Source organism: Trabulsiella odontotermitis, from assembly GCF_001297775.1.
GTDB classification, from domain to species: Bacteria; Pseudomonadota; Gammaproteobacteria; order Enterobacterales; family Enterobacteriaceae; genus Trabulsiella; species Trabulsiella odontotermitis.
This window is the reverse complement of sequence record NZ_LIFX01000004.1, coordinates 230261-253525: the sequence shown is the minus strand read 5'-3', so window position 1 is coordinate 253525 and position 23265 is coordinate 230261. Positions and strand designations below refer to the sequence as shown.

The following is a 23265-nucleotide window of genomic DNA, read 5'->3' as shown; positions in this document are numbered from 1 at the left end:
CAAAGAGGAAACCGTATGAAACTTTTGCCATTACTGGCAGCATTGCCCTTGCTTTGCGCTTCCCATGCATTTGCCGCTCCGCTGATTTCTGTTGGTTATTTTAACGGCGGCGGTGACGTCACTGCCGGTCCCGGCGGCGATATCGACAAACTTGATGTCCGCCAGATCACCCATCTCAATTATTCGTTCGGCCTGATTTACAACAATGAGAAAGACGAAACCAATGATGCGCTGAAAGATCCGAACAAGCTGCATCAGCTCTGGTTATCACCGAAAGTGCAGGCCGATCTGCAAAAGGTCCCTGAATTACGTAAGCAGAATCCGGATCTGAAAGTCCTGCTGTCAGTCGGTGGCTGGGGCGCGCGTGGGTTCTCCGGCGCGGCGGATAACAAAGAGAGTCGCGCAACCTTCATTCGTTCTGTTCAGGAGGTGATGGATCGCTATGGCCTCGACGGTATCGATCTCGACTGGGAATATCCGGTGAACGGCGCCTGGGGCCTGGTGGATAAGCAACCTGCGGATCGTGATAACTTCACGGCCCTGCTGAAAGAGCTGCGTCAGGCGCTGGGTGATAAAAAACTGGTGACCATTGCTGTCGGTGCGAATGCGGAAAGCCCGAAAAGCTGGGTTGATGTGAAGGCCATCGCGCCGGTGCTGAATTATATCAACCTGATGACCTACGACATGGCGTACGGCACCCAGTATTTCAACTCGAACCTGTATGACTCCAGCGCCTGGCCGACGGTCGCCGCAGCGGATAAATACAGCGCCGATTTCGTGGTCAATAACTATCTGGCGGCCGGACTCAAGCCTGAACAGATGAACCTGGGGATCGGGTTCTATGGCCGGGTACCGAAACGCGCAGTGGAGCCAGGCATCGACTGGACGAAACCGGACGCCCAGAATAACCCGGTAACCAAACCCTATTTTGGCGAAGCAGAAAAAGCGCTGTTCAGTTCGCTCGGCTACCAGCTCGATAAAGACACGTACGTGAAGTACAACGACATCGTCAGCAAGCTGATTAACGATCCGCAAAAACGCTTTACCGAGCACTGGGACGAGCAGGCCAAAGTGCCATGGCTGTCGGTGAAATCCGCCAGTGGCGAGCCGCTGTTTGCGCTGTCGTATGAGAATCCGCGCTCTGTGGATCTCAAGGCGCAGTACATCAAGGAGAAAGGTTTAGGCGGTGCAATGTTCTGGGAATATGGCGCAGACGATAAAAACCAGCTGGCGAAACAACTGGCGACGTCGTTAGGGATTAAACACTAAACGAAGACATGTCGGGCGAGCGCAATGCCTGCCCGACAGATAAACTAATTACTGCATTTTCAGCGTGGCGATGGACTTCGGCGCGATGCCAAAATCTTCTTTCAGTTGTTGCTTGTTCTTCATCACCATCTGGCCCTGCGTGTCGATGGTCATGTGCTGCGCGTCGGTGTTATGTCGCGCCTGCCACAGCATCACCAGTTGCAGACTGTTTTCTTTCTGCTCCGGCGTCAGTGCAACGCCGTCCGGCCATTTTCCGAGCTCTACCGCCGTCACCAGACGCTGATAAATTTCCGGCGTCATTACGCTGATCATTTCATCAACATTCATTATGATTTCCGCTCCTGTGGAATAATTTGCTGAATCGTTTTTTCAGCCTTTCGTTTTGTCGCCATTTTCGTCGTCGGTGAAGCTCAGCGAGGCCGAATTAACACAATAGCGTTCGCCGGTAGGTTGCGGGCCATCCGGGAAAACATGACCGAGATGGGCATCGCAATTGCCGCAACGGATTTCAATACGCTGCATGCCGTGCGAGTAGTCATTCAGATAGCGGATCGCATCGTCGCTGACGGGCTCGTAAAAGCTCGGCCAGCCACAGCCCGAATCATACTTGCTTTGCGAGGTAAACAGCGGCGCATCGCATATCAGGCAGTGGTAGACGCCGTCGCGTTTGTTATGCAGGAGTTGTCCGGTGAAAGGCGGTTCCGTGCCGTGATTCTGCGTCACGTAGAACTGCATTTCGCTCAGATCTTTTTTCAGTTCTTCCGGGGTTTTTTGATTCGCCATGGGCTCACATCTCGCGGTTGAAACAGACATCACAATAGTCCGATTCTAACAAAACATTAACACTGAGGCGTAGACTTTTGTTCTAAACTTACTCGGAGCAAATGCGCGGCCGGGTAATTGTGAGATAAGTCACATTTTTATCTCTCTGGCCCTTTAAAATTCCGGGCGCAGCCCCCATATGGTTGCAAGCTCAAAGGGAAAGTGAGGCGAGTCAGTCGTTCAAAGGTTATTCCGAGGATTGATTTGTCGCAATGATTGACACGATTCCGCTTGACGCTGCGTAAGGTTTTTGTAATTTTACACGCAACCTTTTATTCACTAACAAATAGCTGGTGGAATATATGACTATCAAAGTAGGTATCAACGGTTTTGGCCGTATCGGTCGCATTGTTTTCCGTGCTGCTCAGAAACGTTCTGACATCGAGATCGTAGCAATCAACGACCTGTTAGACGCTGACTACATGGCTTACATGCTGAAATATGACTCCACTCACGGCCGTTTTGACGGTACCGTTGAAGTGAAAGACGGTCATCTGATCGTAAACGGTAAAAAAATCCGTGTTACCGCTGAACGTGATCCGGCTAACCTGAAGTGGAACGAAGTCGGTGTTGACGTTGTTGCTGAAGCAACCGGTATCTTCCTGACCGACGAAACTGCACGTAAACACATCACCGCTGGCGCGAAAAAAGTCGTTCTGACTGGCCCGTCCAAAGACAACACCCCGATGTTCGTACGTGGTGCTAACTTTGAAAAATATGCTGGCCAGGACATCGTTTCCAACGCATCCTGCACCACCAACTGCCTGGCACCGCTGGCTAAAGTTATCAACGACAACTTCGGCATCATCGAAGGTCTGATGACCACCGTTCACGCAACTACCGCGACTCAGAAAACCGTTGACGGCCCGTCTCACAAAGACTGGCGCGGCGGCCGTGGCGCGGCTCAGAACATCATCCCGTCCTCTACCGGTGCTGCTAAAGCAGTAGGTAAAGTACTGCCGGAACTGAACGGCAAACTGACTGGTATGGCGTTCCGCGTTCCGACTCCGAACGTATCCGTTGTTGACCTGACTGTTCGTCTGGAAAAAGCAGCTTCCTACGAAGACATCAAGAAAGCCATCAAAGCCGCTTCTGAAGGCCCGATGAAAGGCGTTCTGGGTTACACCGAAGACGACGTTGTTTCTACCGATTTCAACGGCGAAGTTTGCACTTCCGTGTTCGATGCCAAAGCTGGTATCGCACTGAACGACAACTTTGTGAAACTGGTTTCCTGGTATGACAACGAAACCGGCTACTCCAACAAAGTTCTGGATCTGATCGCTCACATCTCCAAATAAGTTGAGATGAGAAACTGATCTATAAAGGCGACCTCGGTCGCCTTTTTCTTTTTTGTGGCTTAACGAAGGATTGCACCATGATTACTAAAATTTTTGCTCTCCCGGTTGTTGAACAGCTTACCCCAGTCCTTTCTCGTCGCCAGCTTGATGAGCTGGAACTTATTGTCGTCGATCACCCACAGGTCAAAGCCTCGCTGGCGTTACAGGGTGCGCATCTGCTCTCCTGGAAACCGGCCGGTGAACAAGACGTGCTGTGGCTCAGCAACAACACGCCGTTCAAAAATGGCGTCGCGCTGCGTGGCGGCGTGCCGATTTGCTGGCCGTGGTTTGGCCCGGCAGCACAACAGGGTCTGCCTGCGCACGGTTTTGCCCGCAATCTGCCGTGGACGTTGAAAGCCCACAATGAAGACGAGAATGGCGTGGTGCTGACGTTTGAACTGCAGAGCAGCGACGCTACCCGCAAATTCTGGCCGCATGATTTCACTCTCTACGCGCGCTTCAAGCTGGGTAAAACCTGCGAGATCGAGCTGGAAGCACACGGGGATTTCGAAACCACCTCTGCCCTGCATACCTATTTCAACGTTGGCGACATCGCGGCGGTGAAAGTCACCGGCCTCGGCGACCGCTTCATCGACAAGGTTAACAACGCGAAAGAAGACGCGCTCACTGACGGCGTGCAGACGTTCCCGGATCGTACCGACCGCGTGTACATGAATGCCGAAGGATGCAGCGTTATCCACGACAGCGCGCTTGCGCGTCGCATCAACGTCATCCACAGCCACAACAGCGACGTTGTCGGCTGGAACCCGGGCCCTGCGCTCTCCGTCAGCATGGGTGATATGCCGGACGACGGTTACAAAACCTTCGTTTGCGTGGAAACCGCCTGCGCAAGCAAAACCCAGAAGGCGCAGGAAGACAAGCCAGCGCGTCTGGCGCAGACCATTCGGGTAAATCACTAACCGAAGAAAATGGCCGGGTGAATGGATGTCCCGGCCATTTTGTATTAAGCCATTTCTTAGAAAGATAATGTCATTTTAAAAATGTGTATGAATCTTTCGGCAATAACGTAAATTTGCGATCCTTTTTCCAGTTCAGAAATATAAACTCCCCTCCTCTCATTTTCTCCCGCCTTCGTACTTTCTAAAGACAGGCTTTTATGTATTATCCCCTTGACATGTCGTTATTCGGTATCGATTACCAAAGAGTATTAGCAGTAATAGTAATTAAATGGGATCCGCAGTCTCTCCCTTATGTCCTGTCCGCAGCAATATCTTTCTGTTCTTCACATTATTGTGTCGCAGCAGATAACGTAGGCTTACAAAGGAGTGGGTATGAATTCAATTCGATTATTTATTGTCTCGCTACTTATCGGCGCAATGTCGCTGACTTCAGTGGCGCGAGCCGAAGCACCGGCTGACGAGAATCAGCTCTATAATGCCTGGAGTTATTTACTCGGGCGCGCGCTTATTATCCGTCAGGAAAATACCGATCTGCGTGAGCCGGGCATGAATTATAACAAAATTAAATATTATAATTTAGCCAGCGATACCGCATTCGTTAATCCAAACTTTGATGTTACCTATCTTGAGTCATGGATTGCAATTGATGATAACTCAGCAGCACTGCTCTCTGTGCCGGAAATTAAAGATCGCTATTACACCATTCAATTATTAAATGAATGGGGAGATAATATTACCAATATAAATAGCAGAGTCTATCCACATCATCCATCTGGTGTATTTGCGTTAATTACCGCTCACAGCAAGGTCAAATTGCCCGCAGGCGCGGTTCCGGTTATTTTGCCGACCAACAAAGCGAAACTGCTGGGGCGTTTTGAGCTGAAAAACTCCCCTGAAGAGGCAACGAAACTGCAGCGGGCGGTCACCCTGACCATCAGCGGAACACCTCATATCGTACCGCCGCCAGCGATTCCTGACTTCACCAATGGCAAACTGCCGGGCGTAACGCTGTTTGATAACGCCGACGCCATCCTGCAAAGCGCACCTGATTACACACCGGTTGCCGCCGAAGTGCAGCAAAGCGTTCGCGATATTGCACAGAAAGTGCGTGCCAGCAACCAGTACCGCCAGCAGACGGACAATGCCCTGACTGAGCGGGTGATCCCGGCATTCATGCAGGAAGCGCACAGCGGGATCGCCGTCATGAAGAATAACTGGCTTGGCGGGCATAAAGAGGGTCGCGGTTATAACGGCCATTATGGCACCGACTACCGCATGCGTACTGCCATTAACCTGCTCGGGATCTGGGCGAACAGCCCTGGTGAAGCGGTCTATTACCTGGCCACCAAAGACAGCAACGGCCAGGCGCTGAGCGGTGAACACTTTTATCGTCTGCATTTCCCGGCTAACGCGTTACCGGAGACGATGGCAAAAGCGTTCTGGTCCATCATTATGGTCAGCATTCCTGACTATCAGGTCATCCCGAATCCGCTTAAACGCTACAACTTCAACAATTATTCCGGGCTGAAAAAGAGCAGCGATGGTTCGCTGGACATCGTCATCGGCCCTCGCCCGCCGAAACATTTCCCTGAAAGCAACTGGTTGCCTTCCGCGACCAACAACCCGTTCGCCTTCACCTTCCGGGCTTATGTCCCTGAAGCAGACGTTGCCGCAGGCGATCGTTTTCCACCGGCGGTAACGCCTGTCGATGAAAACCAGTTCTGAGAGGGATCACATGAAAACAAAACAGGTAGTACTCGCAGTGAGCATGGTAGTGCTGGCATCTGGCTTTAGCGCCAGCGCGTCAACCAGCACGACCGCCGCTGCCGCTACAGTAGAAAGCATGAATGTCAGCGATGCCTGGCTTAACCTGGCGGTGAAAGATACCTGGGTGTGGGCCTGGCCAATGATCAATATCTACCAACGCCGTCTGGCCTTCAGCCATCTGCCCGAAGCGGGGCTGCTTGGTGGTACTGTTCCGGTCGGTCCACCGAACGCGCTCTCTATGCTGAACGATTACATCAAACCCGATGAGCGCCAGGTAGCATGCCCGAATCAGGATGTGGTGTATGGTTTTGCCGCGCTGGCGCTGGATAAATCCCCGATGGTGGTGCAAATCCCCGATTTCGGCAGTCGCTTCTGGGTTTTCCAGGCGGTCGACCTGCGTACCGACAGCTTTGCCAGCCTCGGCAGACAGTATGACACCCGGCCGGGTTTCTACTTGTTGGTCGGGCCTGACTGGCAAGGGTCTGTCCCGCCGGGGATCACAAAAGTCTTTCGTGCCACCAGCAACACCGCGGTATTGATCCCACGCCTGTTCCAGGCCGATACGCCTGAGGATAAAACAGCGGTGAAGGCGCTGATCTCCGGCATCAACCTCTATCCGCTTGCGGAGTATACCGGCAAACCGCAGCTGCGTGACTGGGGTGCGCTCAGGCAATACCCCGCCGAACAGAAAACGGAAGGCGAAACCCGCTGGGTAACGCCGGAAAACTTCTGGAAGTTGCTGCCGGAAGTGCTTAAGGACGCACAACCACTGGCAGGTGAAGAGGCGCAGTATGCTAAAGCGAAGCAGTTGCTCGAACTGTATCAGTCGCCGCGCTACCGCCATCTGATGGATGAGGCAACGCAAACTGCCGAACGCGAGCTCACCCAGCCGCTACTGGCGTTTCATTTAGCCGGAAGACCCGCCGGTAATTACTGGAGCGCCAACATCAACGGTGCGAAGTTTGGTTTTGATTTCTTCACTCGTACCGCCTCCGCCCGCGCGTTTATTTTCGTGAATAAGCCCGAGGAGACGCAGTATTTCGCACAGGACTTCGATAAAAACGGCACGCTGCTTGACGGGAAATCGCGCTATACCCTGACCTTCCCCGCCGGGCAAACGCCGCCGGTTGCCGGGTTCTGGTCTCTGACGGTATATAACCCGCAGCACTTTTTTGTTGAGAACAGCATCAACCGTTATGCGCTGGGGACCCGCAACAAAGACCTTCGCTATAACGACGATGGCTCGCTGACCCTCTATCTGCAATCTGATTCGCCAGGCAAAGACCGGGAGACCAACTGGCTTCCCACACCACAGAACGGGGCGTTTTCATTGATGATCCGCGCCTATGGCCCTGAGCAGGACATTTTGCAGCACCGCTGGCAGCCGCCTGCCGTCGTGCCCAAACCATAAATCTACCCGCTCTGGTAACGACCTTACCAGAGCGCCATCGTTTATCTGATACTGGGAATACCTATCATGACCCGTAAACAGACTGCCCTTCGTTGGCTGACGCTTTCTGCTGCGTTGTTTTCGCCGCTTGCGCTTGCGGACAACGCACGTGACTGGCAGGCGCTGCCTACCGATCTCGACATGGTTTTTGCCTATTACAGCAACATTAATGCCTCAACTGCCGTCAACTCCCCGCTGCCTTTTGATGGTGTGAATACCGATGCTGACCTGTTCGTTCTGCGTTATGCCCATACGTTCGCCATTGACGGGCGATTGTCGGCGATACAGATTATCCAGCCGTATGCCAGTGTCTCGGCATCATTGAATGACGCCGAATGGCTGACCGGTTCAAAGGGCGCCAGCAACCTCGCTGATACACAAATCCTGTTTGTTCACAATCTGACGGGCGGCCCGGCGCTGAGTAAAGAGGAATTCCGGCGATGGTCACCGGAACCTTTTGTTACCGCCGCCTTCTGGGTAACCGTGCCCACCGGCAGTTATGACAGGAATAAAACTATCAACACTGGCGCTAATCGCTGGGCGTTTCGCCCGGAGCTGGCAAGCGGTTATCCGATTGGCCCCTTCTGGTTTGAACTGAATACCTGGGCCACGTTCTATACCGACAACACTGACTATCACGGTAATCAGACGCTGTCGCAACGGCCACAGTACGCCGCCGAGGGGCATATCAGCTATACCTTCTCCCCGGCGCTGTGGGTGTCGGCAGACGGCACCTGGGCGGGTGGCGGTGAAACGACGATTAACAGCGATGTGCAGAATAATCAGCAGCAAAGCACATCGCTGGGTGCCTCGGTCGGTTTTATGCTGACACCTCATTTTGGCGGCATGGTGTCGTGGTTAAAGACGGTGGATCATCGGAGTTACACGACGCCAGACGTGGATAACTGGACGTTCCGGGTGCAGTACGCCTGGTAGCCTGCACCATAAAAAAGCAAACAGGGCGCAAGCGCCCTGTTTTGATGCACATAATGCACAATAAATGTGCAATATCAGAAGGAGTAGGTGATCCCGGTAGAGATGAGACCGCTCCAGGATTTATCGACCATCGGGCTGTCAGTGATTTCATCAGACAGACGGGTGTAACGGGCAAGACCGTAAACGCTCCAGTCGCCGAGGAAATTATAGTTCGCCGACAGTTCCAGATACGGGTTCCAGCTGCTGTCCGGGTCATAGCTGCGCATGCCACTCTTACGCGACTCACGCTGCGAAACGCCGTAGTAGTATTCGTTCTGGTTGTCGCTTGCCCACTCAACACCAATGCCCGGCGTCAGGGTCAGCGCGCCGTTGGTGTAGCGGTACAGCCAGGCCAGATCCCAGGTGATACCGTTGCTCTTATCCAGCGTATCGCCAGCGAGCGTGGTGCGCAGGAAACCGTATTCGGTATTATGCACCCAGGAAAGACCGGCCATCATGGTGGACTGACGACGATCCAGTTTACGCATCTGGTTATTGTCGCTGTCGCCCGGTTTGAAATATTGCGGCGCCCAGTAGGCGGTGATTGACAGTTTGTCGCTGGTGTCATTCCACAGGTAGTATCCACCACCCAGGCCACGGAACCAGAAGTTATCACCTTCATAGGTGACCACTGGAATCGGGTAGACATCGGCATCATATTGTTTGTAAGGGTGCTCAACGACGCCAACACCTGCACCCAGCGTGAATTTTCCTTCAGCTTGCGCAGCGGTGGCGGACGTCGCGATGAGAACGCCCAGCGCTAAAAGTTTTAGTTTAGTCACAATCCATTATCCTGTTGTCTAATTCTAAGCGGCAAAAAAGTGTAACCGTCTGGCCTTCTGAGCTCAATTCTTTTACTTTCATTTAGATCATAAAACTGCCTAAAGTGGCATTTTCAGATGACACTCTTTTGACCGTTCGATGAACCACAGATGAACACTGGCCATATCGTGTTAATAACCAGTAACTATTTTTGGATGAGTCATTGATATGTCATTGAAATTAATTTTTGCCACCATGCAAGTTTCGCAAATGCCATCTACGCTTAATTTCAGAAGGTGTAATTGCCGGGCACGTTTAGCTGGACGTACCAGCAACCTGGCACAAGGGTTGCTGGTACATCCGTGAACGGCGTTGTGCTTACCTCTTCCGGGAGCCTCCATTATTCATACGAACGGCTCTTATAACCTGTGCTAAAAAACGAAAGGACGGCATGCCATGAATATATTCGATCACTATCGCCAGCGCTATGAAGCTGCCAAGGACGAAGAGTTCACACTGCAGGAATTTCTTACCGTATGCCGGCAAGATCGCAGTGCCTATGCCAACGCGGCAGAACGGCTATTGATGGCTATCGGTGAGCCTGTCATGGTCGATACTGCTCAGGAACCACGGCTATCCCGTCTCTTTTCGAACCGGGTCATCGCACGCTACCCGGCGTTTGAAGAGTTCTATGGCATGGAAGAAGCCATCGAACAAATTGTGTCTTACCTGAAGCACGCCGCTCAGGGGCTGGAGGAGAAGAAACAGATCCTCTACCTGCTGGGGCCGGTGGGCGGTGGTAAATCCTCGCTTGCTGAGCGGCTGAAATCATTGATGCAGCGCGTACCGATTTATGTGCTGAGCGCCAACGGTGAACGCAGCCCGGTCAATGATCACCCGTTCTGTCTGTTTAACCCGCAGGAAGATGCGCAGATTCTGGATAAAGAATACGGCATCCCTGGCCGTTATCTCGGCACCATCATGTCGCCGTGGGCGGCAAAACGACTGCATGAGTTCGGCGGCGACATCACCAAATTCCGCGTGGTGAAAGTCAGACCGTCTATTCTCGAACAGATTGCCATCGCCAAGACTGAACCTGGCGATGAGAATAACCAGGATATCTCTGCGCTGGTCGGTAAAGTCGACATCCGTAAACTGGAACACTATGCGCAGAATGACCCGGATGCCTATGGTTACTCCGGCGCGCTGTGCCGCTCCAACCAGGGGATCATGGAATTCGTCGAGATGTTTAAAGCGCCTATTAAGGTGCTCCATCCGTTGCTGACCGCGACCCAGGAAGGTAACTACAACGGGACGGAAGGCATCTCGGCCCTGCCGTTTAACGGGATTATTCTCGCGCACTCGAACGAATCTGAGTGGGTGACTTTCCGTAACAACAAAAACAACGAAGCGTTCCTTGACCGTGTGTACATCGTCAAGGTGCCTTACTGCCTGCGGATTTCCGAAGAGATCAAAATCTACGAGAAACTGCTTAATCACAGTGAGCTGACTCATGCGCCGTGCGCGCCGGGTACGCTGGAAACGCTGTCGCGCTTCTCCATCCTTTCGCGTCTGAAAGAGCCGGAAAATTCAAGCATCTACTCGAAGATGCGTGTTTATGACGGGGAAAGCCTGAAAGACACTGACCCGAAAGCCAAGTCTTATCAGGAGTATCGTGATTACGCCGGGGTGGATGAAGGCATGAACGGGCTGTCGACGCGTTTCGCCTTTAAAATTCTCTCCCGCGTCTTTAACTTCGATCATGCGGAAGTGGCGGCAAACCCGGTGCATCTGTTTTACGTGCTGGAGCAGCAGATTGAGCGCGAGCAGTTCCCGCAGGAGCAGGCGGAACGTTATCTCGAATTCCTCAAAGGCTATCTGATCCCGAAATACGCCGAGTTTATCGGCAAAGAGATCCAGACCGCCTACCTGGAATCCTACTCAGAGTACGGGCAGAACATTTTTGACCGTTATGTCACCTACGCTGACTTCTGGATCCAGGATCAGGAATACCGTGACCCGGATACCGGCCAGCTATTTGACCGTGAATCCCTGAACGCGGAACTGGAGAAAATCGAGAAGCCTGCCGGGATCAGCAACCCGAAAGACTTCCGTAATGAAATCGTCAACTTTGTACTGCGTGCCAGAGCGAATAACAATGGCCGTAATCCGAACTGGACCAGCTACGAGAAGCTCCGCACGGTTATTGAGAAGAAAATGTTTTCGAATACCGAAGAGCTGTTGCCGGTCATTTCGTTCAACGCCAAAACCTCAACCGACGAGCAGAAAAAGCACGATGATTTCGTCGACCGGATGATGGAGAAAGGCTATACCCGTAAGCAGGTGCGTCTGCTGTGCGAATGGTATCTCCGCGTACGTAAATCGTCATAACAGTAATGCCCGGCGGCACTTGTGCTGTCCGGGTTTACACAATTACAACCACCGGTAGGCCGGATAAGCGAAGCGCCATCCGGCATTACCAGGCTGCGTAAGGTTGGCAAAAGCAGTACGGGGGGCCTATGACCTGGTTTATTGACCGGCGCCTGAACGGTAAAAACAAAAGCGCGGTGAACCGCCAGCGCTTCCTGCGCCGTTACAAAGCGCAAATCAAGCAGTCGATTTCAGAGGCCATCAACAAACGGTCAGTGACTGACATCGACAGCGGCGAGTCCGTTTCCATTCCGACGGATGATATTAACGAGCCGATGTTTCATCAGGGTCGCGGCGGGCTGCGCCATCGCGTGCATCCCGGCAACGACCATTTTGTCCAGAACGACCGCATCGAACGTCCGCAGGGCGGCGGTGGCGGTTCCGGCGGCGGCCAGGGCCAGGCCAGCCCTGACGGGGAAGGTCAGGATGAGTTTGTCTTTCAGATTTCGAAAGATGAATACCTGGATTTGCTGTTCGAAGATCTGGCGCTGCCGAACCTGAAGAAAAACCAGCAGCAACAACTGAATGAGTTCAAAACGCACCGCGCCGGGTTCACCTCCAACGGTGTGCCCGCCAACATCAGCGTGGTGCGCTCGTTGCAGAACTCGCTGGCGCGTCGCACCGCGATGACCGCCGGTAAACGTCGTGAGCTGCGCGAACTGGAAGCAAGTCTTGATGTCGTCAGCCACAGCGAGCCCGCGCAACTGCTTGAGGAGGAGCGCCTGCGCAAAGAGATCGCCGAGCTGCGCGCGAAAATCGAACGCGTGCCGTTTATCGACACCTTTGACCTGCGTTACAAGAACTACGAGAAACGCCCGGAACCGTCGAGTCAGGCGGTGATGTTTTGCCTGATGGACGTCTCCGGTTCGATGGATCAGGCCACCAAGGATATGGCGAAACGGTTTTATATCCTGCTCTATCTGTTCCTGAGCCGGACCTATAAAAACGTTGACGTTGTTTATATCCGCCACCACACCCAGGCCAAAGAGGTGGACGAACATGAGTTCTTCTACTCGCAGGAAACCGGCGGGACGATTGTCTCCAGCGCCCTGAAGCTGATGGATGATGTGGTGAAAGAGCGCTACGACCCGGCACAGTGGAACATCTATGCGGCTCAGGCGTCGGATGGCGACAACTGGGCGGATGACTCCCCGCTGTGCCATGAAATTCTGGCGAAAAAACTGCTGCCGGTGGTGCGGTATTACAGTTACATCGAAATCACCCGCCGGGCGCATCAGACGCTGTGGCGGGAGTATGAACACCTGCAGGCGACGTTCGAAAACTTTGCCATGCAGCACATCCGCGATCAGGACGATATCTACCCCGTCTTCCGGGAACTGTTCCAGAAACAGGGTGCTGAAAAATAACGCCTTCATCGCTGCCTTTCCCCAGGGCAGCGATGTTGTTCCCCCTCTCCACCTGCAGTAAAGTATTCCGATGATATGGTTATCAAGGAGAAACAGGTGACAGAGCTTGAAGATCGCAACATCCATCAGCAAATCCTCGATTTACTGCAAAACGGCCACGCGCAATTTCGCGTAGTGGCGCATGAGGCCGTCGGGAAGTGTGAAGCTGTTTCGGAGATCCGCGGAACCGCGTTAGGCCAGGGCGCTAAAGCGCTGGTGTGTAAGGTGAAAGGAAACGGCGTAAATCAGCACGTGCTGGCGATTCTGGCAGCCGATCAGCAGGCTGACCTGGCGCGACTGGCGCAACATCTGGGTGGGCTGAAAGCGTCGCTGGCAAGTCCGGTGGAAGTGGACGCGCTGACGGCATGCGAATTTGGCGCAATCCCCCCTTTCAGTTTTCATCCGTCACTGAAACTGGTGGCCGATCCGCTGCTGTTCTCGCGTTTTGATGAAATCGCGTTTAACGCAGGCTTGCTGGAAAAGTCAATTATTCTGAACACAAGCGACTACCTGCGAATCGCTCGCCCTGAACTGGTGGATTTTCGTCGCGACAGCAGTCACTAGCCTTCGTATCGCTCCAGCCACAGCACTGACATAACAAGGGTCATCATGATCGCCAGGAAACTGGCGGTGATGATCATCGTTTCAACCCACATCGGATCGTTCACGGTATTTACCTCGTACAGCCTGCCTTTTAGGAAATCCTTACACAATATAATGTCAATTTGATGACACAGACCAGTAATTTTTTTCCGTCCTGTGATGCCACGTGCATTTGCCCAAACCGCAGCAACACTGCGAAAAATCACTGTCGGGTGGCCCGTTTGCGCGTAAAGTAAGCGGGCTAATGTTTATATTGCAGGGATTTTCGCATGTTTGACGCCACATTAATGATTCTTCTGGGACTCGCCGCACTGGGATTTATCAGCCACAACACCACGGTTGCCGTGTCTATTCTGGTGCTGATCATCGTCCGCGTGACGCCCCTCAACACTTTTTTTCCGTGGATTGAGAAACAGGGGCTCTCCCTTGGGATCATCATTCTGACTATCGGCGTCATGGCGCCTATCGCCAGCGGCTCGCTGCCGCCCTCAACGTTGCTGCACTCGTTTGTTAACTGGAAGTCGCTGGTGGCGATCGCTATCGGCGTGCTGGTCTCGTGGCTGGGTGGTCGTGGCGTTGCACTGATGAGCGTGCAGCCGCAACTGGTGGCCGGTTTGCTGGTGGGTACAGTTCTGGGCGTGGCACTCTTCCGCGGTGTGCCGGTCGGGCCGCTGATTGCCGCCGGTCTGGTGTCGCTGATCCTCGGAAAATCATAAGCCAGGACCCAGCTCTGCAATATAGGCTTTCGGCGTCTTACCGAGCACTTTTTTGAACATTGTGATAAACGCGGTGGTTGAGTCGTAGCCCAGCGCGTGCGCCACTTGCTGCACAGCCTGACCGCGAATCAACAGTTGTAGTGCCAGAATAAGCTGCAGGCGGTGACGCCAGCGCAGAAAACTGAGTCCGGTCTCCTTCACCACCAGTCGGGCAAGGTTTCGTTCGCTCATGGCGAAATGACTCGCCCACTGGCCTAAGGTTTGCCAGCGATCCGGCGCCTTTGCCATGGTCTCGGTCATCTCACGAATTTTCGGGTGCGGCGAAACCGGCAACTGCAAGTGCTGTTGCGGTTGCTGCGGAAGTTCATCAAACAGCACCTGCACCAGCCGCCCGGTTTCTGCGCCGGTACGTTCTGACAGCGTGAGAATAAGCTCCCGCACCAGCGGTGAGATTTTCAGCGTACAGCAATGATCAGGCATTTCTGCCGCGCCGGGTTCGATAAACAAAAAGCAGATCCGCGCGCCAGGCGTCGCCCGATTACTGTGCGGCACCTGACCGGGGACCCACACGGCATATTGCGGCGGCACCATCCACATGGCGTTGTCCACTTCACAGGTCAGCGCGCCGTGCAGCGCGAGGATCAGTTGCCCTTTGCGGTGCTGGTGGCGTGGAATGAACTGCTCGTCCTCGACGACGCGAATGCGAAAGGCCACCGCCGCATCGTGCTGGCTGTCGGGAGCGTAACCATCCAGTCCCAGTCCGTACATCATCTTGTCCGAATTTAGCGATAATCTGTCATTTTAGCTTGATTTAATCACAGGCGAAAACCGCTATCGTGTCGTCACGTTTTCGATACTGAGAATATTATGTCTGTTTCTGTTACTCCCTCCGGCCGCCATACTCTGCTGCTTATCGCCGGAATGCTGCTGATTGCCACGACGCTGCGCGTGACGTTTACCGGTGCGGCGCCACTGCTGGACAGTATTCGCGCAGAATACGGCCTGACAACCGCCCAGACCGGATTGCTGACCACCCTGCCGCTGCTGGCGTTCGGTCTGGTTTCACCGCTGGCGGCAGGCATCGCCCGGCGCGTCGGCATTGAGCGCAGCCTGTTCGCTGCCCTGTTGTTGATTTGCGCAGGGATCGCGGTGCGGTCATTACCCTCGCCTGTGCTGCTGTTTGTTGGTACGGCGATCATCGGCTGTGGCATTGCGCTCGGTAACGTATTGTTGCCGGGCCTCATCAAGCGTGATTTTTCGCAGCACGTCGCCCGGCTCACCGGCGCCTATTCCCTGACGATGGGCGGCGCGGCAGCGCTCGGCTCCGCGCTGGTCGTCCCGCTGGCGCTGCACGGCTTCGGCTGGCGCGGCGCGCTGCTGATGCTGATGTTTTTCCCGCTGCTGGCATTGCTGTTCTGGCTGCCGCAGTGGCGCAATCACCAGGCTTCTGCTGTCACCGGCTCACGTTCGCTGCATGATCGCGGCATCTGGCGCTCGGCGCTGGCCTGGCAGGTGACGCTGTTTCTTGGCCTGAATTCGCTGGTCTATTACGTGATTATCGGCTGGCTACCGGCTATTCTCATCAGCCACGGCTACAGTGAATCGCAGGCCGGTTCCCTGCACGGGCTGTTGCAGTTAGCGACTGCCGCCCCGGGGCTTGCCATTCCGCTGATCCTGCATAAGTTACGCGACCAGCGTGGCATCGCGGTACTGGTTTCACTGATGTGCGCCGTCAGCGCGGCCGGTTACTGGCTGCTGCCGGATCAGGCCATCTTGTGGACGCTGATTTTCGGCTTCGGTTCAGGGGCGACGATGATCCTCGGCCTGACGTTTATCGGTTTACGCGCCAGTTCAGCGCATCAGGCGGCGGCGCTTTCCGGAATGGCGCAGGCAGTGGGGTATCTGCTGGCGGCCTGCGGTCCGCCGGTGATGGGGAAAATTCATGACGCCAGTGGCGACTGGCATATTCCACTGATTGCCGTGGCGCTGCTTGCCATCATCATGGCCTGCTTCGGCGCCTGCGCGGGGCGTGATCGGGAAATTCACGCATAACACAGTACCTGCCCGGCGACAGCGTTCGCCGGGCAGCCTGGATTATTGCGCGGCAGCGTGCAGAAACGCCTGTACCAGTGGTGCCGGGTGCCCTTCCAGCGCATTACGTTCATGCTGAAACAGCGTCGCCACAAAGAACGGATGCGTGGTCAGTTCAACTACCCGAATATCGCCCTCTTCATCCCAGCCGGTCACCCGCAGCGGCTGATGCTCCAGCTCGCGGGCAAACGCCGGGGCGATCCCGTAATTGCAGTGATACCCTTCCTGAATGACATCGCGGCCATAGGCACGGTGAACGAGCGTATTGCTGCGCAGCTCGATGGCATCGGTTTTCTCCACCAGCGAGCAGGCCAGCGCGTCAATCACCATCCGTCCGCTGCTGTCAGTCTCTGCATGCGCAGCGTCCACCCACCCCATCACATTACGGGCATACTCGATAATGGCGTGCTGAAAACCGCCGCAGGTGCCAAGAAACGGAATGCTGTTCTCGCGCGCATAGCGAATCGCGGTAAACGCGCCTTCTGCGTTTTTATAGGGACTGCCCGGCACCACCCAAATCGCATCGTAATCAGCGAGGTCGTCCGCCGAGGTTATCGCTGGCGTATTCAGCCAGTCATACTGAACAACGATGTCCAGCACGGCGGCTGCATCATCGATCGCCAGCGGAATGGCCTGATGCGCGAGTACGGTGTCGCTGTGGTCGCCCACCAGGGCAATGCGAAGTACGGAATTGAGCGCGGTTTGTTCCATAAAGGGATCCTTATGCCTGACAGTTTTTGGACGCAGGCGTAATACTGTCATATCTGCGACGGATGGACTATCCTGGTATGCACGAATCCGGGAGATGAAAGATGATCCAGTGTAAGCGCGTTTATGATGCACCAGAGGCCAGCGACGGTTACCGCGTGCTGGTTGACCGGTTATGGCCGCGTGGGGTGAAAAAGGAAAGTCTGGTGCAGGATGAATGGTGCAAAACCCTTGCTCCGTCGGCGGAGCTGCGTAAAGCGTTTCACGGCGAGGTGATCGACTTCGCCAGTTTCAGCCAGCACTACCGCAAAGAGTTAGATGCGCAGCGCGAGGAAGGCAAACGGCTGGCGAAAATGGCTGACGAGAAAGGACTGACGCTGCTCTACGCCGCCAAAAATACCCGGCAAAACCACGCGCAGGTGCTGGCGGAGTGGCTGGAACATCTCCGGTAAACAGGCAGCAGCGGCACTTCTCTTAATTTAGGATAAATCCGATCGGGTCTGTATAGCAGTAAACTCGCGAATTTACTGGCCTCGCGCGTTTTCACCCCGCTAATCTTCATGATTTCTTCATTTTACCTGCACTTTTGCCACGTACGCTCTCCCTGTTCTCGAATGACCAGAGAACACATCATTCCATAATCAATGAGTTTTGCCCCGTCTCCCCCGACGGGGCCTTTTTTTTGTCGCGCGCCGTGAATATATGAAATTTGCTGTTTTCATGATTTACTATATAAGAGTCGTCTAAATTTTCAGCAATGCGCGTGTTGGTCAGGACCAGCATGCGGGAGTCGTCGCGGTAATGTCCGATATTATTCTTGCCCAGGTTTCACATAGTCTCTCCAGAGAACAGTCACTGGAAGGCCTTGTCCGTCAGCTACTGGAGATGCTGGCGATGGTGACTGATATGGAAACCACCTATCTCACCCGGATCGACATGGGCGCCGAGTTGCAGCATATTCAGTTCGCGCGTAACAGCGGTGAAATGCAGGTCCCGGAAGGATTTACGCTGCCCTGGGAGCAGACGCTCTGCAGACGGGCGATCCGGGATGACTGTTTTTATTCAGATGAAGTAGATGTCCGCTGGCAGGATTGCGATGCCGCGCGGGCGCTCGGCATCAAAACGTTATTCAGCACCCCGGTGCATCTGAACGACGGATCGCTGTACGGTACGCTGTGCGCAACCAGTAAAACGCAACATGATTTCACGCTGCGTGGCGAACATGTTCTGCATCTTTTCGCCGGGCTGATTGCCCGTCATATTGAGCGCGAGTCACTGGTCGCGCAGTTGCGTGAGGTCAATGCGGCGCTGAAAGCCTCCTCGTTTACCGACGAACTGACCGGGTTGCCGAATCGTCGCGCATTGTTTGATCATCTGCCGACGCTGTTTTCCATCGCCAGTCATATGAATCACAAGGTCATTGTCGCGTTTATCGATCTCGATAACTTTAAAGCCATTAATGACCGTTACGGCCATCAGGCGGGGGATGAATTTCTCTGTCAGGTTGCTGCGCGTCTGGCGGCGGTCAGAACCGGTGATGACATTGTGGCGCGGCTTGGCGGTGATGAATTCCTGTTCGCCAGCATCAGTAAAACTGACGGTCCGCTGACCGGCGAGCGGTTGCAGGAAAAATGCGAAGCACTGCGCGCGCATACGCGTGGCGAGTACGTGCTTCCCGGCGTGACGTTTACCTATCCTGGCGCCAGCATCGGTCTGGTCGCCGTTGACCCCGCAACGACTGATGCCGAAACTGCGCTGCGCGCAGCGGACGACGCCATGTATCTGGATAAAAAAAGTCGTCGTCAGACGCTCTTTTTCAGCACCATAGAGTGACGCTTCGGGTATGATAAGCGCGTTTTATTAATAAGGAACGACGATGAAATTAGGCGTACTGTTTCCGGTGGCGATTTTCATCGCCGCCGTTGTGTTTCTGACCTGGTTTTTTGTTGGCGGCTATGCCGCTCCCGGAGGCGCGTGATGCGTAAAACCACGCTGATCATGATTGTGATTGCTGTCGTCGCGGTTGCCGGAACACAACTGGGCTGGTGGTAATGCATGCTGCGTGAAGGCGCTCGGTTATGCCGTCGCCTTCTGCATCATGACTTCTCTTTCGCACTGTCACTACCCAGCAGGATAAACCCGAAAGGAATGGAAATCAGGATCGTAAAGACGATGCTGTAAATGCAGACCATGGCGCCCTGCAGCACAAACATGCCGGTTGTCCATTCGGAATACGGCAGATTGTACTCTCTGACCACGCCCCCGAAGGTTGCCCTCCCGACAACAGCCACCGCGGCAATAAACGCAATCACCACAACAGCGATAAACTTCTTGCCGTTCTTACTCTTCAGCCTTTCCAGAATCATCGCGCTTCCCTCCTCTTCGACAGGCGACGCTCGTGCTCGCGGCTAGTTGTAACACTAATGAAAAACATTTTGAAGGTTTAATGTTACATCGCCCCTGACTGGCACAAAGTGCAAAGCGCTAAACGTAAATTTATCTTTTATTTGTCATACAAATGATCAATACTCTTTTCCGACATTCGATGTAAATATTCTTAGTTTCCCTGCCACGTTCCTGTGGCAGGTTTTTTTTGCCTCCCGCACACTGCATATGTGTGAAACCGCGCGTTACCCTCGCTAAAAGTACGTCAATGCGCTATGGTTGGGGACTGAATTTTGCGTTATCAGCCCCCGGAAATGGACAGTATCAATATGGATCAGCTTACTCTCGCAGAAACCCGCATTCTTTTTTCTTCCTATGGCGAAGGGCTCCCGCCCAGCGAACAGACATCGCCCTGTTATTGTGTCGTGCCCTGCTGCGGTACCGAAAAATTCATGGTGTTTGTGCACCGCAACAACTACTGGAATCTGGCGTATAACCGTCTGTTTTGCAGTAGCATGACAGCAACCATGGCCGCCATTCGCTATAACACGCAGATACGTGGCGTCTGATTTCCTTATCACCTTCAAACGTCACGGAGAAAAAATGACGCCGCAGATCTATCACGTTGATGCTTTTACCACCGAACCGTTTCGTGGCAATTCTGCTGGCGTTGTGCTGAACGCCGACGGACTCAGCGAAGCGCAGATGCAGCTCATTGCCCGTGAACTGCGTCATTCGGAAACCGCTTTTCTGTTAAAAAGCGATGACAGCGATGTCCGCATTCGCTACTTCACTCCCACGGTGGAAGTACCGATTTGCGGTCATGCCACTGTCGCGGCGCATTATGTGCGCTCGAAAGTGCTCGGATTACGGGACTGCACCGTCTGGCAGACGTCGCTGGCGGGTCGCCATCGGGTGGATATTCTCTCTGAGGGGGATGACCTGCGTGTCGTTCTGGAACAGGGCGCACCGACGTTTGAGCCGCCGCTGGAGGGGGAAAACCGCGCGGCGATCCTTACCGCGCTGGGGCTTGATGAAAACGATATCCTGCCAGGGCTGCCGGTTCAGGTGGCTTCTACGGGCCACTCCAAAGTGATGGTGCCGCTGAAGCCTGACGTGGATATCGATGCGCTCGATCCTGACCTTCCGGCACTGTCGGCTGTCAGCCAGCGCATCGGTTGTAACGGCTTTTTCCCGTTTCTCATCCGCCCCGGTAAAGCAGAAACCGACGGCAGGATGTTTTCTCCGGCGATCGGCATCGCCGAAGATCCGGTCACCGGTAATGCCAACGGCCCGATGGGCGCGTGGCTGGTGCATCACGGTCTGATGGCCCATGACGGCAAACAGCTTCGCATCCGTGGTCATCAGGGTCGCGCGATAGGTCGCAGCGGCGTGGTGGATATTACCGTCACCATTGACAATAACCAGCCGGAAAAAGTGACAATTTCAGGAAGGGCAGTTATTTTATTTCACGCAGCGCTGGCAATTAACCTGTAACACCAGCAAATAAATGAAAAAAGGCCGCTGCCGCGGCCAACGATCATAATGGATTTTTAAAATCGAAATAATCCATTAAATCATGAGACTCTTGTTTATCCAGCGTGATCCGTTCTCCTGTCACAATCTGGATGACAAATACTTCATCGTGGCTAAGCCAGTCAATCTTGACGATATGTTCAGGATTAACGTATTGATTTCTATTAATTCGCCGTTGAATGATTTTCTTTTTCATTCTTATATCCCTGCATTAACAATAGCCATCATTAATATAACAATTGATTTACGACTTTCAATCAAAAAATTAAAGGCATGGTGAATTTAATATTTATCGACTTGCATTATATTTGATATTTATTCTGATAAAAGTGAAATGAGAATAACGAATGCACGGTATTTCCCGTATTCGTTATTCAGATAATTATCGTATTTACTAATTTACACTTTTATCCGCAGTACCCTAATGGATAAGCTACCGCCCAGTTGTAGATTGCCTTTGTCAGCGTCAACGCACCAGAGACGTCACCGTAACGGCACGCCTGACGCTCAAGGAAAAACTGCTGTAACTGCTCAGGCAGACATTGCGCCCGGTAGCGTAACAACGTGCTGTGCCAGAACGGCGCAGGTAGCGGCGTGCTGGCATGGCGTAAGCGTAATTCGTTTTCCCATGGAGAGGCTAAAAGCTGCGCGCAAAACTGCTGACGCAGGGCAACGGATCGCGCATCAGGAATACCCGCCAGTAATAACTGGCCGGGCAGTGCCACCAGCCTGAGATCGCTGACAATCACTGTCGCGCCCTGACAGGACGCCCAGAGCTGGCGTAACGCTTCTGTTTTTGCGGGTAAGGGCTCATCGATAGTCCAGAGGGGTAACGTGATCGGCAGGAAAGTGAAATGGAAAGCCGCTTCCGGCATGACGTCAGCCAGCGGATCATCGCGGGTGATGTCCGCCAGCGCCTGCAGCAGCGTGCGTATTTCCGCGCTCATCACCGGCTGGATCCCCGCGCCGATGGCGAGCTTATGTGGATCATACGCATTGCCCTGCTCCACCAGCTCGCTACCGCGCAGGTTCTGCCAGACAGCTAAAGTCCGTTCCGTTGTCGCGCGATAGAGCGCGTTCAGTTCAGCAGCGTTCATTTCAGCCCTTCTGTTCTGATAAATGTGATCGGGCATAGCGACCCGGCGGCAGTCCGACATGGCGGCTGAACGCCACGCTGAACGCGCTGGCCGAGCCGTAGCCTGTCCGTTCTGCAATCGCGGCCACTGAGAGTTCTTTGTCACGCAGTAAATCTTTCGCGATTTTCATACGCCAGGCAAGCAGGTATTCCATTGGCGCCATCCCTACCCGGCGAGTGAAGCGCGCAAAGAAGACGGAGCGGGACAGTGCTGCGGCCTTCGCCAGCTCATCAATGGTCCAGGCGTGTTCAATGTGCGCATGCATCTGTTTTAACGCCCGCGCCAGCCGTTCATCCGCTAACCCCTGCAATAATCCGGGGGGTGCACTCCCGGTGGTGGCTGAGCGCATCGCCTCCACCAGCAGCAGTTCCGCCAGTCGGGAAAGCATAAATTCGCTGCCCGGTTTCTGCTCTGCGGACTCCTCCCCCACCATCTGTACCAGTTGCGATAAACGTGCGGAACCCCGGACGTGAACCACCGTCGGCAGCAGGGAAACCAGCAGGTCGGGATCGGCGCAATTAAACAGAAAAGCGCCGCCCAGCGAGCGCATTTCCGGGGGGCCTTCCTGATCGCCATAGCGCAGCTCGCGGTGTTCACTCGCGACATTGAACGGATCAAGAAAGACCGGCGGCGCTGGCACAAAGCTCGACAACGTAAAAGCGGGCGTCGTGGGCAGCAGGATAAAATCCCCGGCGCTGATGGTCACAGGCTCCTGACCATCAACCTTCAGCAGGCAACTGCCTTCCAGCATAATGCAAAAGCCGGGCAGGCCGTATTCGGAATAGCGCACAGCCCAGTTGCCTTTGCCGCTGATAATATTGGCAAAAGCGGCACCGGGGTGCAGCAGCCGCACCACATCTGAAAGCGGATCACTCATTTCAGGACTCACGCTAAACAAAACAGGATGATCAATTATCGTTAATCCTGATGCAGACGTCTATTGTTGACTCCG

Annotated in this window: 26 protein-coding genes; 16 read left to right on the top strand and 10 right to left on the bottom strand. The window is 54.1% G+C overall.

The features are described 5' to 3' along the window. Positions 1-15 precede the first annotated feature (15 nt). Complete coding sequence (gene chiD / locus AOY23_RS06840; protein ID WP_054178549.1) at positions 16-1269, top strand: chitinase ChiD; 1254 nt, start codon at positions 16-18, stop codon at positions 1267-1269. A 48-nt stretch (positions 1270-1317) separates the two neighbouring features. On the opposite strand, the gene AOY23_RS06835 is transcribed toward chiD, so the two are convergent. Next, positions 1318-1596 (bottom strand): YeaC family protein, encoded by a 279-nt coding sequence (locus AOY23_RS06835; RefSeq protein ID WP_054178550.1) that lies wholly within the window; start codon positions 1594-1596, stop codon positions 1318-1320. A 42-nt stretch (positions 1597-1638) separates the two neighbouring features. Beyond that, on the bottom strand, positions 1639-2052 hold the full coding sequence (msrB, locus tag AOY23_RS06830; protein WP_054178551.1) for a peptide-methionine (R)-S-oxide reductase MsrB: 414 nt from the start codon (positions 2050-2052) through the stop codon (positions 1639-1641). A gap of 341 nt (positions 2053-2393) precedes the next feature. Here msrB and gapA point away from each other — a divergent pair, with 341 nt between their 5' ends. The 5 genes from gapA (at position 2394) to AOY23_RS06805 (ending at position 8501) form a co-directional block, all read left to right on the top strand. Next, positions 2394-3389, top strand: coding sequence for a glyceraldehyde-3-phosphate dehydrogenase (gapA, locus tag AOY23_RS06825; RefSeq protein WP_054178552.1), 996 nt, complete (start codon positions 2394-2396; stop codon positions 3387-3389). Between the two features lie 77 nt (positions 3390-3466). Continuing rightward, positions 3467-4348: a D-hexose-6-phosphate mutarotase gene (locus AOY23_RS06820; protein WP_054178553.1), complete on the top strand. Its 882-nt coding sequence runs from the start codon at positions 3467-3469 to the stop codon at positions 4346-4348. 372 nt (positions 4349-4720) lie between these two features. Next, positions 4721-6073: a DUF1214 domain-containing protein gene (locus AOY23_RS06815; protein ID WP_054178554.1), complete on the top strand. Its 1353-nt coding sequence runs from the start codon at positions 4721-4723 to the stop codon at positions 6071-6073. A 10-nt stretch (positions 6074-6083) separates the two neighbouring features. Further along, positions 6084-7526, top strand: coding sequence for a DUF1254 domain-containing protein (locus tag AOY23_RS06810; protein WP_054178555.1), 1443 nt, complete (start codon positions 6084-6086; stop codon positions 7524-7526). Positions 7527-7592: 66 nt separating this feature from the next. Further along, the gene (locus AOY23_RS06805; RefSeq protein ID WP_054178556.1) at positions 7593-8501 is read left to right on the top strand and encodes a transporter; all 909 of its coding nucleotides are present in this window, start codon (positions 7593-7595) and stop codon (positions 8499-8501) included. Between the two features lie 74 nt (positions 8502-8575). On the opposite strand, the gene AOY23_RS06800 is transcribed toward AOY23_RS06805, so the two are convergent. Continuing rightward, positions 8576-9322 (bottom strand): MipA/OmpV family protein, encoded by a 747-nt coding sequence (locus AOY23_RS06800; protein ID WP_054178557.1) that lies wholly within the window; start codon positions 9320-9322, stop codon positions 8576-8578. Between the two features lie 436 nt (positions 9323-9758). On the opposite strand from AOY23_RS06800, the gene yeaG reads away from it, so the two are divergent. The 3 genes from yeaG to AOY23_RS06785 all read left to right on the top strand — a co-directional run bounded on the left by yeaG (position 9759) and on the right by AOY23_RS06785 (position 13702). Then, entirely contained in the window at positions 9759-11693 is a 1935-nt protein-coding gene (gene yeaG / locus AOY23_RS06795) for a protein kinase YeaG (RefSeq protein ID WP_054178558.1), read from the top strand. Between the two features lie 128 nt (positions 11694-11821). Continuing rightward, the gene (locus AOY23_RS06790; protein WP_054178559.1) at positions 11822-13099 is read left to right on the top strand and encodes a YeaH/YhbH family protein; all 1278 of its coding nucleotides are present in this window, start codon (positions 11822-11824) and stop codon (positions 13097-13099) included. A gap of 120 nt (positions 13100-13219) precedes the next feature. After that, positions 13220-13702 (top strand): YbaK/prolyl-tRNA synthetase associated domain-containing protein, encoded by a 483-nt coding sequence (locus AOY23_RS06785; protein WP_407830001.1) that lies wholly within the window; start codon positions 13220-13222, stop codon positions 13700-13702. Here AOY23_RS06785 and yoaI read toward each other — a convergent pair. Continuing rightward, the gene (gene yoaI / locus AOY23_RS22975; protein WP_235501648.1) at positions 13699-13806 is read right to left on the bottom strand and encodes a small membrane protein YoaI; all 108 of its coding nucleotides are present in this window, start codon (positions 13804-13806) and stop codon (positions 13699-13701) included. The genes AOY23_RS06785 and yoaI overlap by 4 nt on opposite strands. Before the next feature lie 204 nt (positions 13807-14010). Here yoaI and AOY23_RS06780 point away from each other — a divergent pair, with 204 nt between their 5' ends. Then, positions 14011-14457, top strand: coding sequence for a DUF441 domain-containing protein (locus AOY23_RS06780; protein WP_054178561.1), 447 nt, complete (start codon positions 14011-14013; stop codon positions 14455-14457). Here the strand turns inward: AOY23_RS06780 and AOY23_RS06775 are convergent. Further along, positions 14452-15228 carry an AraC family transcriptional regulator gene (locus AOY23_RS06775; RefSeq protein WP_161804014.1) on the bottom strand — a complete coding sequence of 259 codons (777 nt, stop codon included), beginning with the start codon at positions 15226-15228 and terminating at the stop codon, positions 14452-14454. The two genes, AOY23_RS06780 and AOY23_RS06775, sit on opposite strands and share 6 nt — an antisense overlap. 96 nt (positions 15229-15324) lie before the next feature. Between AOY23_RS06775 and AOY23_RS06770 the strand changes: the two genes are divergently transcribed. After that, positions 15325-16509 carry a CynX/NimT family MFS transporter gene (locus AOY23_RS06770; RefSeq protein ID WP_054178562.1) on the top strand — a complete coding sequence of 395 codons (1185 nt, stop codon included), beginning with the start codon at positions 15325-15327 and terminating at the stop codon, positions 16507-16509. 42 nt (positions 16510-16551) lie between these two features. On the opposite strand, the gene AOY23_RS06765 is transcribed toward AOY23_RS06770, so the two are convergent. After that, positions 16552-17259, bottom strand: coding sequence for a CTP synthase C-terminal region-related (seleno)protein (locus tag AOY23_RS06765; RefSeq protein ID WP_054178563.1), 708 nt, complete (start codon positions 17257-17259; stop codon positions 16552-16554). Positions 17260-17360: 101 nt separating this feature from the next. Here AOY23_RS06765 and AOY23_RS06760 point away from each other — a divergent pair, with 101 nt between their 5' ends. The 3 genes from AOY23_RS06760 to AOY23_RS22510 all read left to right on the top strand — a co-directional run bounded on the left by AOY23_RS06760 (position 17361) and on the right by AOY23_RS22510 (position 19234). Then, positions 17361-17708, top strand: a complete 348-nt coding sequence (locus AOY23_RS06760) for a DUF488 domain-containing protein (protein ID WP_054178564.1) — start codon at positions 17361-17363, stop codon at positions 17706-17708. 349 nt (positions 17709-18057) lie between these two features. After that, a complete protein-coding gene (locus tag AOY23_RS06755) occupies positions 18058-19089 on the top strand; it encodes a sensor domain-containing diguanylate cyclase (protein WP_054178565.1) in 1032 nt (343 codons plus the stop codon). Between the two features lie 43 nt (positions 19090-19132). After that, the gene (locus AOY23_RS22510; protein WP_038154422.1) at positions 19133-19234 is read left to right on the top strand and encodes a YoaK family small membrane protein; all 102 of its coding nucleotides are present in this window, start codon (positions 19133-19135) and stop codon (positions 19232-19234) included. Positions 19235-19352: 118 nt separating this feature from the next. On the opposite strand, the gene AOY23_RS06750 is transcribed toward AOY23_RS22510, so the two are convergent. Beyond that, complete coding sequence (locus AOY23_RS06750; RefSeq protein ID WP_054178566.1) at positions 19353-19622, bottom strand: DUF2534 family protein; 270 nt, start codon at positions 19620-19622, stop codon at positions 19353-19355. Positions 19623-19970: 348 nt separating this feature from the next. Here AOY23_RS06750 and AOY23_RS06745 point away from each other — a divergent pair, with 348 nt between their 5' ends. Together AOY23_RS06745 and AOY23_RS06740 are read left to right on the top strand one after the other, a co-directional pair. Continuing rightward, a complete protein-coding gene (locus AOY23_RS06745) occupies positions 19971-20210 on the top strand; it encodes a hypothetical protein (RefSeq protein ID WP_152958460.1) in 240 nt (79 codons plus the stop codon). Between the two features lie 34 nt (positions 20211-20244). Continuing rightward, positions 20245-21138 (top strand): PhzF family isomerase, encoded by an 894-nt coding sequence (locus tag AOY23_RS06740; protein WP_054178568.1) that lies wholly within the window; start codon positions 20245-20247, stop codon positions 21136-21138. A gap of 43 nt (positions 21139-21181) precedes the next feature. Here AOY23_RS06740 and AOY23_RS06735 read toward each other — a convergent pair whose 3' ends face one another. The 3 genes from AOY23_RS06735 to AOY23_RS06725 form a co-directional block, all read right to left on the bottom strand. Continuing rightward, on the bottom strand, positions 21182-21373 hold the full coding sequence (locus AOY23_RS06735) for a hypothetical protein (protein WP_054178569.1): 192 nt from the start codon (positions 21371-21373) through the stop codon (positions 21182-21184). A 211-nt stretch (positions 21374-21584) separates the two neighbouring features. After that, on the bottom strand, positions 21585-22274 hold the full coding sequence (locus AOY23_RS06730) for a hypothetical protein (RefSeq protein ID WP_054178570.1): 690 nt from the start codon (positions 22272-22274) through the stop codon (positions 21585-21587). A 1-nt stretch (position 22275) separates the two neighbouring features. Continuing rightward, complete coding sequence (locus tag AOY23_RS06725; RefSeq protein WP_200906039.1) at positions 22276-23190, bottom strand: AraC family transcriptional regulator; 915 nt, start codon at positions 23188-23190, stop codon at positions 22276-22278. Positions 23191-23265: the final 75 nt, after the last annotated feature.